The organism is Citrobacter sp. LJND-P06, assembly GCF_058188415.1.
This window is the reverse complement of sequence record NZ_CP187317.1, coordinates 3,562,942-3,575,394: the sequence shown is the minus strand read 5'-3', so window position 1 is coordinate 3,575,394 and position 12,453 is coordinate 3,562,942. Positions and strand designations below refer to the sequence as shown.

Below are 12,453 nucleotides of genomic sequence, written 5' to 3'. Positions count from 1 at the left end.
TTGCAATGAGCAAAGATTGGAAAAAGATCTTGTTATCACCCCAGGATTCTCTGCGTGATGCCTTGTCTATCGTCAATGAAGAAGCCCTGCGCGTGGCCATGGTTGTTGATGATCAGGAGAGACTGCTGGGGGTCGTCACGGATGGCGATATCAGACGTGCAATTCTGGCTGACGTGAGTCTGAGCACTGCGGTTTCCGCGGTCATGAACTGCAATCCGGTGACGTCTCCCATGAATTGCAGCCGAAGCGAAGTCCTCGCAGAAATGAAGACGCGCAGCATTCTTTCTATTCCGGTGGTGGCTGAGGATGGCCGCCTGGTCGGGCTGGAAACCTGGGAAACGGCTTCGGCGCATCGGCGATATGAAAATCCTGTCTTTATCATGGCGGGGGGATTCGGGACACGCCTGAAACCGCTGACGGATCATTGTCCAAAGCCGATGCTGAAAATTGGCGGAAAACCGATGCTGGAAATCCTGGTTGAGCGTTTTTCAAAAACCGGTTTCAGAAATATTTATATTTCCACCCACTATTTGCCAGACATCATCAGGGATTATTTTGGTGACGGCCGTCACTGGGGGGTTAATATTGAATATGTGCACGAAGAAACGCCTCTTGGCACTGGCGGAGCGTTGGGGTTGCTACCCGACAACATCCCTGACTTACCCCTGATTATGATCAATGGCGATGTGCTGACCTCGCTCGATTTTGAACGTTTCATGCTATTTCATGATACGCACTCACCGGCGGCCACCATGTGTATTCGCCAGTATGAATATCAGGTGCCTTATGGCGTTATCAGTTGTGATGGTGAAAAAGTTATCGAAATGACAGAAAAACCGATCCACCGTTATTTCGTTAATGCGGGTATTTATATGTTGAGCCAGACGGTTCTTAAAAGCGTGCCCAAAGACATATCCATTGATATGCCCGCACTGCTGGATTCAAATATCAATGGTGGCTCCAGCGTATTGATGTTCCCCATTCACGAATATTGGCTAGATATTGGTCGTCTGGATGATTTTCATCGTGCCCAGACCGATATTCATCAGTTGGTGTGGTAAATGAAAATAGCCATCATTCCAGCGCGTGGGGGGAGCAGACGTTTACCTGGCAAGAATATAAAGAATTTATCCGGTAAACCCATGATCGCCTGGTCTATTGAGGCTGCGCTAAACAGTACATTATTTGATCGGGTTCTGGTGAGCACCGATTGCCAGGAAATATCGGATATCGCAGAGCACTATGGCGCCATTGTACCTTGCTTAAGACCTGCTATACTGGCAAGTGACACTGCAACAACAAATGATGTTATTTCTCATATGGTTGGAATTGTTGAAGCGCAGTGGGGAAGCGTGAATACGATCACCTTACTGCAACCGACATCACCGCTACGAACCGTATCAAATATTGTTGAGGCTCACGCGTTGTATGAGGAAATGGACGCGTTGAGCGTTATTTCTGTCTGTGAAATGGAACATCCTGTTCAATTGTGCAATAAACTACCAGCAGATCATTCCATGTCTGGTTTTGTTCAGGAAAAATATAATGTAAGAAGTCAGGAGTTAGAGTCCTATTACCGAATTAATGGGGCTATCTACATTTTTGACAGAACATTTGTGGGTTCTTTAACCGCTATCTATGGCGATAAATCATACGCCTACATTATGAGGCAAGAGGAATCAATCGATATTGATAGCATACTGGATTTTGACATTGCAGAAATCATTATGACCCGACGATGACGACTCTTTAGTCATTAAATGGGATTGTAAAACTACCGATATGACCAGAAATAGCGCATATCTTAGAAAAAGGATATATGTCCATTTCAAAGGTAAATCCTTATAATAAACAGGTGTACTTATCGGCCAAAAAGTAAAAAATAGCGGGGCTGGCAATAAAACATAATAGGGTGGGGCATAACTTTTTTTTAAGGTGTGTTCGTTTTTTTATGTGATTTGCATCCCATATTTTTGATACAACGTTTTGATTATTTGATTAAAATTCCATTGACTCTACTTAAGTTAAATCTTTTAATTGGCAACCTTATTGTTGTAAGTGTGTGTAGCTCATGAAAATACTCCTGGTCGAAGACGACAAGTTACTTAATCATCATTTAACCAGTTTATTGACTGAGTCCGACAATCAGGTATACAGCACCGATCGTGCTCAGATAGCACTGCACTATGCGGCCGATTACCCTATTGATGTGGCCATTATCGATCTCGGTTTACCTGATCTGAGCGGCGTGCAACTCATCAGTGAGTTGAGAGCACGGCGAATACCCTTTCCCATTATTGTGCTGACCGCCCGTGGCAGTTGGCAGGATAAAGTGGAAGGGCTGGAGGCCGGGGCCGATGACTATATGGTCAAACCGTTTCAGAAAGATGAGTTGCTGGCGCGGCTCAACGCCTTAGTGCGCCGCAGCGCCGGTTTTATCTCGCCCAGGGTGAAGGTGGGAAATTATGAACTGGACCTCTCCCGTAAAGAGTTGACCATTGGTAGCGAGGCGGTCGTACTGACCAGCTTTGAATATCAGATCCTGGAGTATCTGATGCGAAATGCTCTCCAGGTCGTCTCTAAGCAACAACTACTCGACCAGCTTTATGGCGATGGCGAGGGGGACCCGAATGTCGTGGAGGTGATGGTCAGCCGTCTGCGCAAAAAGCTGGATCCAGGAGGAACCATTCTGCCCATTTCCACTATTCGTCGTCAGGGTTACATCTTTACGATTCCCTGCAACTGAGTACGACAATCCGGCTTTTTATCTGCTGGCGAGAACCCATGCAACTGATCCTTCGCTCCCTCCATTTCAAGCTGATCATGAGCGCCATGTTGATCATTGCGGTCATGATGTCCTTCTCGGTCTATGTGCTCTACATGGGGCATGCCGAAGAGCAGTCTCAGAAGGTCAGCACTCGCATGCAGGAAAATCTCTCCAGTCTACTCTCTGCCGGGCATCCGGCCTCGCACGGGTTCAAGAATTTTGACAACACCCGGCAGGATATTAGCGACCCTGAGCTGGACACATTGATCTGCCGCGCCGATGGGCAGTTGAGCTGGTCGAGCCTGTTTATCCCGGAGGTGATCAAATCCAAAGAGACCCTGTGTCAGGATCTGATGAACCACCTTGGCGGATTATCTCAGGATTATTTTTTCAAGCATTACACCATTAAGAGCGGTGAGAGCTACTTTATCTACAGTTTGCGCTTCCAGCGTAACCATGGTGATGGCCCCACGACTTACTATGTGGTGATGTTCAACTCCGATGCCGACTTTCGCGTCCAGACGCGGGCCTACCTTTACTGGTGCATTCGCCAGGCGCTGTTGGCATATTCGTTACTCGGCATTCTGTTGATGCTCGCCTGTTTCTGGAGTCTTTCTTCACTGCGCACCATGGCAGGTCAGATAGATGAAATCCGGGAAGGTAAACGGGAAGCGCTTTCTAATCATTACGAGCGGGAATTACTGCCGCTAACCGGGTCGGTCAACCAACTACTGGAAAACGAGCGGCAACAGACTCAGCGTTACCAGCACGCTTTGAACGATCTGGCACACAGCCTGAAGACCCGGCTGTCTTTGATCCAGATTACGACGCAGGAGTTCAGGCACGGTCGGGAGAGCCATGACAATATCGACGATCAGATCGTTATTATGGATCAGATCATCCAGTATCAGCTCCGTCGTGCCGTCTCCGGGCGTAAGCGCCTCGCCAGCAAGGGCACTGAACCGGTGCCGCTCATCGAGAAACTGCTGGCGAGCCTCTCCAGGGTCTACCGGCATAAGAAGTTGCAGACTCGCTTTTTATTTGATGATGATGTCTTTTTTGCCGGGGAACAGGGCGATCTGATGGAGCTCATGGGCAATCTCCTCGACAACGCGTTCAAGTTTGCGATCGGTGAAATCAAGGTGACCGTCAGCCACAACTATAATCGACTGAAGATTGAGGTCGAAGACGATGGCCCAGGTGTCGCGCCGGACAAACTGCAACAGATCTTCTTGCGCGGGGTGCGGGCCGACAGCTCATCCGGCCAGGGGATTGGCCTCGCCGTGGCGACTGAAATCGTACACAGCTATGGCGGGCAAATCAGGGTTGAGACGTCCCCTCTGGGCGGGGCTCATTTTATTCTGATATTCACCGACTAGTCTGCTTCCTCTACTAACATTACGGTGGTCAACGAAAACGGGCCGCCGTTTTCACAGACCCTCTGCGGGTTACTTTTTATGCTACATCTCAACCGCCGATCTTTTATGTAATGCCCCCCCTTTTCTAATCGTTCCATTTTCCTGATGGAACTGCGCAAACAATATACCAGGAAGAGTGAGCGTCAATATTCTGAGAATGGCGGCGTTCATCGTTATTACTTAATAAATTATTTATTATTTTAAATTTATTATTTGATTTGGCGGTTTTATGTCCTGGTGTATTTTTATTCGAATTATTTAAATAATCCTATTTGTTTAAATTTAGCGATGTGAAAACTATTTCCCAAGTCACAGATCTTGTTTCTGAAATGATGTTTTATATTACAAGGTTGAATGTTCTTGTTTTCTTGGGTTGCTGTTCCTTTAATTTCAGATAATTATTTTGATATTGCTTTTTATGTAACCAAAAGATTACTGCGATTGTTGATTATTATTGCAGTCTAATGACATTTTTCCGTTTGTTTGACGTTTTCATGAACAGGTCGTGAGGGCGTTTGACTCAGGTGCTGTCTGCTCTTAGGCAACGGCCAGTACGGCTTGATTTGTAGTTTATTTTTTACTCTGAAATTGTTTCGGAGTGCATTATTAGTTTAATAAAATAGGAATAAATAATGACGCGTGCTTTTAAACTGAGTTGCATTGCATTAGTTTTGACTTCCGCAAGCGCTCAGGCATTAACACTTGATTATCGTCACGAGTATAAACAAGACAGTAAGACACAAGCTAACCGTTTAAAACTTTCGCACACGGCGCCAAATGGTGTTTTCGCCAGTGTTGAAGGTAAAATGGAAGAAAGCACAAAGGTTCAGAGTGATGGTTTCAAAGAAGGTAACGGCTCTTTCTCAGGAGCAGGCAGTGAATGGGAATTAGGCAAGAACTACGTTATCAACGATCAACTGACGTTAGCGCCAGCGTTAAACCTCGATAACGGTGATAAATTTGTTGGCTATCGTGCACAGCTTAAAGCTATTTATAAACTCAACGAGAATTGGGTAACAACCCTTCGCTGGCGTGGTGGTATCCAGAATGATGAGGATCCAAACGTTGCTAACAAAAACTATAACCAGTTTAACTGGGAGTTGGGATACGCAAACTCTGCATTTTCAATTATGGGTGATGTAGAGCGTCGCTTTACTAACTACGATGATTATGAAGGTGACAACGGTTACTGGTTGTTCAACGTGACGGCGGCGATGCCGATTAATAAACAATGGACGCCTTATACTGAAGTCGGTTATGTACCGCGTTATAACACCGTGGACGAAGACGATGAAATGGAATTCCGTTATCGTTTAGGGATTAAATACAACTTCTAATCGTTGAAATTCTGCGCTTCGCAGAGTGTTCCTGTGACAGGATAATCCGCTCCCCGGATGACTGATTGATATCAGTTTCCGGGGATTTGCTGAGGAATTATTGTATTTATGAGGCATTGCTCACGTTTTATGGGTGAGTGACGTCTTTTTTTACCGATAAACCCAGACGTGCTGGTTTTTTTGACGTTCGTTGTTACGCTCAATTTAAAAACACAATAAAATCAATAGATTGTAAATCATTCCTGCTGTTATTTCCGCATTGATGCCTGCCATTTTTTTGACCATCCTCACCAAAACGCGTTGATCTGTATCAGGGGGAATCGGCCACTCTCCTGAAGAGTACAGTGAACCCACGTCATCTTGTTTACATCAACACCGACAATGTGGTTATTCCCTGTCGATCCATCTTAAATGCAAAAATACCTTTATCAACTCTATGTTTATTAAGAAAAATGTTTAAAATTTTTGAGCAGATTTCTATGTCAATCATTATTCACGGTTTGCCGATATAAAATCTGTAGAAGTAGATGTTTGTCGACTTTTCATCTTAAATTATGCTATTTGGTACTAGACAAAACTAGTAACCGGTTATCAAATGGTTAAATAATATTTCACCGAATGTAAAACAACGACCAGCGTCATAAAGGACGGCGTGCATTCTGGTGTTTACAAACACGACAACACCTCCCCAGGAGAATTTATGTCTTCCACTGTTAATCCAAACGAAAGCCGAACGTTCTTCGGCCATCCCTATCCGTTGGGATCGCTATTCTTCACAGAAATGTGGGAGCGATTCTCGTTTTACGGCATCCGCCCCTTACTGATCCTGTTTATGGCCGCGACCGTCTATGACGGCGGCATGGGACTGGCCCGCGAAAATGCGTCCGCCATTGTGGGTATTTTTGCCGGTACCATGTATCTTGCCGCGCTACCCGGCGGCTGGCTGGCGGATAACTGGCTCGGTCAGCAGAAGGCGGTCTGGTACGGCTCTATTCTGATTGCGCTCGGCCACCTCTCTATCGCACTGTCCGCCTGGATGGGAGATAACCTGTTCTTTATCGGCCTGATGTTTATCGTTCTCGGTTCCGGCTTGTTCAAAACCTGTATCTCGGTGATGGTGGGGACGCTGTATAAGAAAGGCGATGCGCGTCGTGACGGCGGTTTCTCGTTGTTTTATATGGGGATCAATATCGGGTCGTTTATCGCGCCGCTGATCTCCGGCTGGCTGATTAAATCTCACGGCTGGCACTGGGGCTTTGGTATCGGCGGTATCGGAATGCTGGTGGCGTTGATTATCTTCCGCGTGTTTGCCGTTCCAGCGATGAAACGCTATGACAGTGAAGTGGGCCTGGATTCAACCTGGAACAGCCCTGTCGCGAAGAAGAAGGGCGTGGGTGGCTGGCTTTTGGCGCTGGCGGTTGTTATGGCTATCGTCGTCACGCTGATTGCTCAGGGTGTGATTGTGATTAACCCGGTCGCGGTGGCCAGCATGTTGGTTTACGTGATTGCGGCTTCAGTGGCGCTCTACTTCATTTATCTGTTTATGTTTGCCGGTCTTAGCCGTAAAGAGCGCGCCAGACTGCTGGTCTGCTTTATTTTGCTGGTGTCTGCCGCCTTCTTCTGGTCTGCCTTTGAGCAGAAGCCGACGTCATTCAACCTGTTTGCTAACGACTACACCAACCGTATGATCGGCGATTTCGAAATTCCGGCCGTGTGGTTCCAGTCGATCAACGCATTGTTCATTATTCTGCTAGCACCGGTATTTAGCTGGGCATGGCCGAAACTGGCGCAGAACAATGTGCGTCCGAGCAGTATTACCAAGTTCGTTATCGGTATTTTGTGTGCCGCCGCAGGTTTTGGTTTGATGATGCTGGCTGCGCAAAACGTTCTGAGTAACGGCGGGGCGGGCGTATCACCGCTGTGGCTGGTCGGGAGTATCCTGATGCTGACGCTTGGCGAACTGTGTCTGAGCCCGATTGGGCTTGCCACCATGACGCTGCTGGCGCCAGACAGAATGCGCGGTCAGATGATGGGGCTGTGGTTCTGCGCCAGCGCGCTGGGTAATCTGGCGGCAGGTTTGATTGGCGGTCATGTGAAAGCCGACCAACTGGATATGTTGCCGGATCTCTTCGCGCGTTGCTCCATTGCGCTGCTGATCTGTGCCGCGGTGCTGATCGTGCTGATTGTTCCGGTGCGTCGTATGCTGGCAAATGCTCAGGCGAATAATGAGCAAAAACCGATGACCAATGCCTGATAAACCGTGGTGTTGAACCGTAAAAAAACCGGCATGTGTGAAGTGCCGGTTTTTCCGTTTGAAGGGAGCCTTTAATCAGAATGGCTTCCGGCAGAGATGAACTGCCGCCTTCCCATCACTTCCCGAAAAGTAACGCTGTATATTTCGTTGAAATGGCGCCGCTACGCTTTCCGTCTGTGCCGTAATACCGGTCTTCGCGGCATAACCGTTCTTTGACATCGCAGAAAGTACCGTTGGCAAAGGTAAACTCGGTCGTATCAAATTCCCCCTGTGAAAACAGTCTCTTTGCGGCTTTTTCACCGAGGTACTTTTCGGTCTTATCGCGGGAAACGCCCTTCGCGCTGTCAGCGCAAATATACTGGTCGCACAGTACGCCCGCTTCCGGAGAGTGGAGCGCGGCAGGTTGCTTCGCACAGGCTGATGTCGCCACGGCGGCCAACAGCAATGGCAGGGAGTATGAAAGAATGTTTTTATTCAATGGAATATCTCAGTAAGTCGTTGGGAGCGTTCAGTCTAAACGGAACAATAGCGCGCTGCCAACCGCTTATCCGCAGACATCCCCACGGATACCGCAGGAGGAGAGGGTAGCCATTCTCTTAACTTAAGGGGTCAATACAGCAGAAAAATCGTTGAACAACACCCCCGGGATCTGTTCGCGGGGGTGTTGATGAGGTTAAGGCGTGACGATGTTGAACCAGAACTCAAATTTATCCATGTAGCCGAGCATCTGGTCGAGTTTGGCGCCATCACCGGTCACCTTCACGTCGCCACTATCCTGCGCCTGTTTCAGCGTGACTTCTTTCAGGATAATTTTGTTCAACGTGTCGCGATTCAGTGAAATGGTCGCGTCAGCCTCTTTCGCTTCGGCATTGGCGGTGTGGTTCAGGACGCCGTTCTCCAGCTCCAGTTTGTACTTGCCGCCGTCGCTGCCGAGGTCGATGTTGAACACCGATTTCGCATCACCGGCTTTTTGACCGTTGATATGCACCGCCAGATAATCAAAGAACATTTCCGGGGTCATCGCACGTACGGTATCCGGGCTGGCGGTGTTCGGGGTTGGGCCTTTCACCACGCCATTACGCAGCTCCTGCGCGCCGGTCAGGTAGAAGTTACGCCACGGGCCAGATTCGGCCTGATAGCCCAGTTGCTCCAGCGCATCCGCTTCCAGGTTACGCGCATCCTGGTTATTAGGATCGGCGAACACCACTTTACTGACCACCTGGGCGACCCAGCGGTAATTCCCCTGGTCAAAGTCGGTTTTCGCTTTTTGCAGGATGGCCTCCGCGCCGCCCATGTATTCGACGAATTTCTTCGCCGCTTCTTCTGGCGGCAGTTCATCCAGGGTCGCCGGATTGCCGTCAAACCAGCCGAGATAGAGCACGTAGGTGGCTTTCACATCGTGGCTGACCGAACCGTAGTAACCACGGTTAGCCCACGTATGCGCCAGCGAGTCCGGCAGTTTAAAGTTGGCGGCAATCTCATCGCGGGTCAGGCCTTCGTTGGCCATACGTAAGGTCTGGTCGTTGATATAACGATAGAGGTCACGCTGGCTCTTCAGCAGCTTGACGACATTCTCGTTACCCCACGTCGGCCAGTGGTGCTGCGCCATCAAAATTTCAGCTTTATCGCCCCAGCGAACAATCGCTTCGTTAATGTATTTTGACCACGGCAGCGGCTCGCGAATTTTCGCGCCGCGCAGCGAGTAAGTGTTATGCAGGGTGTGGGTCACGTCTTCTGCGGATTCAATGAGTTTTTTCTCTTCGATAAACCACAGCATTTCAGAAGGCGCTTCGGAGCCTGGCGCCAACATAAAGTCATAGGTCAGCCCGTCAATGACTTCCTTCTGGCCGTCCTTCTCAATGAAATTGGTCGGCGCAATCAGGGTGACGGTACCGGCAGAGGTCGTCGTCCCCAGTCCTGCACCCACCTGACCTTTGGCATCCGGCTTCAGCAGGTTGCCGTACATATAACTGGCACGGCGACTCATTACATTACCGGCCATAATGTTTTCCGCGACGGCGGCTTCCATAAAGCCAGCAGGCGCATACACTTTCACTTTACCGGATTTCACATCGGCTTCATCCACCACGCCGCGCACGCCGCCATAGTGGTCAACGTGACTGTGAGTGTAGATAACCGCGACCACCGGTTTTTTACCGCGGTTTTTAAAGTAGAGATCCATACCGACTTTGGCGGTTTCGGCAGAAACCAGCGGGTCGACGACGGTAATCCCCTCTTTCCCTTCGATGATGGTCATGTTCGACAGGTCAAGGTTGCGGATTTGGTATACACCGTCAGTCACTTCAAACAGGCCGCTGATATTAATCAACTGCGCCTGACGCCAGAGGCTTGGGTTTACCGTATCAGGCGCTTTTTCCCCTTCTTTAATAAAGGCATACTGCTGTGGGTTCCAGACTACGTTCCCCTGTTCGCCATGAATAATGTCGGAAGGAAGGGCGGCAATAAAACCTTTGTGGGCGTCGGTAAAGTCCGTGTTGTCGGAGAACGGAAGCTGGTTGTAGAGTTGTTCGTTGGCTTGCTTAGTGGCGGATGTGGCGTCCTTAGAGGCTGTGTCGGCATAGGCTGGAACAACGAGAGTTGTTAACAAGCCTGCCAGGGCAAGCCCTCTGGCGATGGGTTTTAGTCTCATTATGATTCTCACATTTTTTAGGCTTAGTGATGAATATCAGTTAGATCCCTAAAGTTACATTCTGTAACCCTCGCAATTAAATATAACCCGTTGTTAACATTCAGCCAGTTAATCCATACAAATATTTAATTTAATAAGTTTTACTTAACTTTTTGATTCATCTATCAGGATTAAAGCATCTGAGACGGGAAATCGATAAAAGGGATGATGCCGGGAGGGGAGGTGTAAACGTCACTGCGAGTTTATACGCCCCGACACTGGGCCGCATAAAATTGGGCAACGCTGAAATGTGAAGCATGTTGGTAGATGAAAAAGCACCGGGCTGGTCTATGCTCAAAAAGAGTAATGACGACCTCTATTTTTGACTCTATGAATAATAACGATAATTACACATTTTGGGTGGTGGTGATGAACAGGATGCTGCTCACTATTTTGGCATGTTTTATGGTCATTCTGGCGCTCCCTTCCCGGGCGGCGGAACCCCGACAGCAGCCCACAGACCAGGAGCGTGCGCGCACGGTTTATATTTTTCATCAGCCCATTGTCATGTTGCAGGCGAAGTTTGGCCTGACCACGCCAGAAGAACGCGTTCTGCGTATCCACAATACATTGCGAAATTTTACCCAGGCGGACGTACGCGAACCGTTGAAAATTGTGCCTGTTACCCGCTATCGCCAGCAGGGGCGGCTGATCGTGATGAACGGTAAGCCGGTCATGCTATTGGCGGAAGGGGATCTGGATGAAGGGGATGACCTGACGCTCGACCAGGCAGCGCAGCGCGTACTGGCGCGAATGGAGATCCAGCGAACCTCCCTGCGCGACCAGTATGACAGCGGCTGGCTTGCCCTCTCCGCCGTGAAAACCGCTGCAGGTTTACTGAGTCTCACCTTGTTCTGGTATGGCGCTTACCGCTCCTGGCGGTGGGTACGTCGACATTATCGACGTAAAATTTTCGAAAACCGTAGCTGGATCCCGCAAAACTGGCGGCGTTTCGTCGGTGCGATTGAAACCCGACTGTATGCGTTGTGGATGATTTTGCTCGGTATTATGGCGTTCTATGTCTGGCTAAGCTGGGTATTCAGCCTGTTCCCATGGACCCGGGTGTGGGGGGAATCGCTGGGCGACTGGTCTGTGCGTGTTGTCAGGGAAATCGCGCTGTCGATTGTCTCCGCATTACCGGGACTCATGATTGTCCTGCTCATTTTTGCCATCACCGCGCTGATTTTAAAACTGCTCAAAGTGATCCTTAATCAGGTGGAAGCCGGGCGGTTGACGTTGCCAGGCATTCACCCTGAAACGGTTGGCGCGACCCGTAAGTTAATCTCCGTGGTGGTGTGGCTGTTTGCGCTCTCGGCGGCATATCCTTTTCTTCCCGGTGCGAATTCACTGGCGTTTAAAGGCATTAGCGTCTTTTTCGGTTTGATGCTCACACTCGGTTCTGCGGGGGTGATGAATCATGCCATGAGTGGGCTGGTGCTTATCTATTCACGCGCGCTGCGCAAAGGCGATGTTATCCGTATTGCCGACAACGAAGGGCAGGTCAGCGAAATTGGTATGCTGGCTACCAAGATTATTACCCGGGAAAACTACGTCGTCACGGTTCCCAATGCGGTGGTGGTCAGTGGCAAAATTACCAATCTCAGCGCGCAAAATCCGGACGGCGGCGTCAATTTAACCGTCGGCGTCACAATCGGTTATGACACCCCCTGGCGTCAGGTGCATGCCATGCTTGAACTGGCGGCCAACCGCGCCCAGGGCATCGATCATACGCAGCCGCCGTTGGTGCGCCAGCTCAGCCTGATGGACTGGTACATCTCTTATGAGCTACAGGTTCGTCTGCAGCCCGATGAGTCGCTGGCGGCCGCCCGCGATGCCTTGCATAGCAATATTCAGGACGTTTTCAATGAATTCAATGTGCAAATCATGTCGCCAAACTTTGTTATGCAACCGAAAGGGGCGGTGATGGTGGCGAAGGAAAACTGGTATGCATCACCCGCAATGCCGCCCGAAAAGTCAGAGACATAAGG

Annotated in this window: 9 protein-coding genes; 7 read left to right on the top strand and 2 right to left on the bottom strand. The window is 49.3% G+C overall.

Annotated elements, in window-relative coordinates; all coding sequences use genetic code 11:
* Nucleotides 1–5: 5 nt before the first annotated feature.
* From ACO7SM_RS16950 to ACO7SM_RS16925, 6 genes are all read left to right on the top strand, one after another.
* A complete protein-coding gene (locus tag ACO7SM_RS16950; RefSeq protein WP_490468499.1) occupies nt 6–1,061 on the top strand; it encodes a nucleotidyltransferase family protein in 1,056 nt (351 codons plus the stop codon).
* Complete coding sequence (locus ACO7SM_RS16945; RefSeq protein ID WP_490468498.1) at nt 1,062–1,742, top strand: acylneuraminate cytidylyltransferase family protein; 681 nt, start codon at nt 1,062–1,064, stop codon at nt 1,740–1,742. It begins immediately after the preceding gene.
* Between the two features lie 329 nt (nt 1,743–2,071).
* Nucleotides 2,072–2,746: a response regulator gene (locus ACO7SM_RS16940; RefSeq protein ID WP_490468497.1), complete on the top strand. Its 675-nt coding sequence runs from the start codon at nt 2,072–2,074 to the stop codon at nt 2,744–2,746.
* Between the two features lie 38 nt (nt 2,747–2,784).
* Complete coding sequence (locus ACO7SM_RS16935) at nt 2,785–4,146, top strand: ATP-binding protein (protein WP_490468496.1); 1,362 nt, start codon at nt 2,785–2,787, stop codon at nt 4,144–4,146.
* A gap of 671 nt (nt 4,147–4,817) precedes the next feature.
* Complete coding sequence (locus tag ACO7SM_RS16930) at nt 4,818–5,522, top strand: oligogalacturonate-specific porin KdgM family protein (RefSeq protein ID WP_490468495.1); 705 nt, start codon at nt 4,818–4,820, stop codon at nt 5,520–5,522.
* Between the two features lie 700 nt (nt 5,523–6,222).
* Complete coding sequence (locus ACO7SM_RS16925; protein ID WP_490468494.1) at nt 6,223–7,776, top strand: peptide MFS transporter; 1,554 nt, start codon at nt 6,223–6,225, stop codon at nt 7,774–7,776.
* A gap of 115 nt (nt 7,777–7,891) precedes the next feature.
* Here the strand turns inward: ACO7SM_RS16925 and ACO7SM_RS16920 are convergent, their stop codons facing one another.
* On the bottom strand, nt 7,892–8,254 hold the full coding sequence (locus ACO7SM_RS16920) for a YcgJ family protein (RefSeq protein WP_490468493.1): 363 nt from the start codon (nt 8,252–8,254) through the stop codon (nt 7,892–7,894).
* Between the two features lie 195 nt (nt 8,255–8,449).
* Nucleotides 8,450–10,426 carry an alkyl/aryl-sulfatase gene (locus ACO7SM_RS16915; RefSeq protein ID WP_490468492.1) on the bottom strand — a complete coding sequence of 659 codons (1,977 nt, stop codon included), beginning with the start codon at nt 10,424–10,426 and terminating at the stop codon, nt 8,450–8,452.
* A gap of 408 nt (nt 10,427–10,834) precedes the next feature.
* Between ACO7SM_RS16915 and ACO7SM_RS16910 the strand changes: the two genes are divergently transcribed.
* On the top strand, nt 10,835–12,451 hold the full coding sequence (locus ACO7SM_RS16910) for a mechanosensitive ion channel family protein (RefSeq protein ID WP_490470970.1): 1,617 nt from the start codon (nt 10,835–10,837) through the stop codon (nt 12,449–12,451).
* The last annotated feature ends 2 nt before the right edge of the window (nt 12,452–12,453 follow it).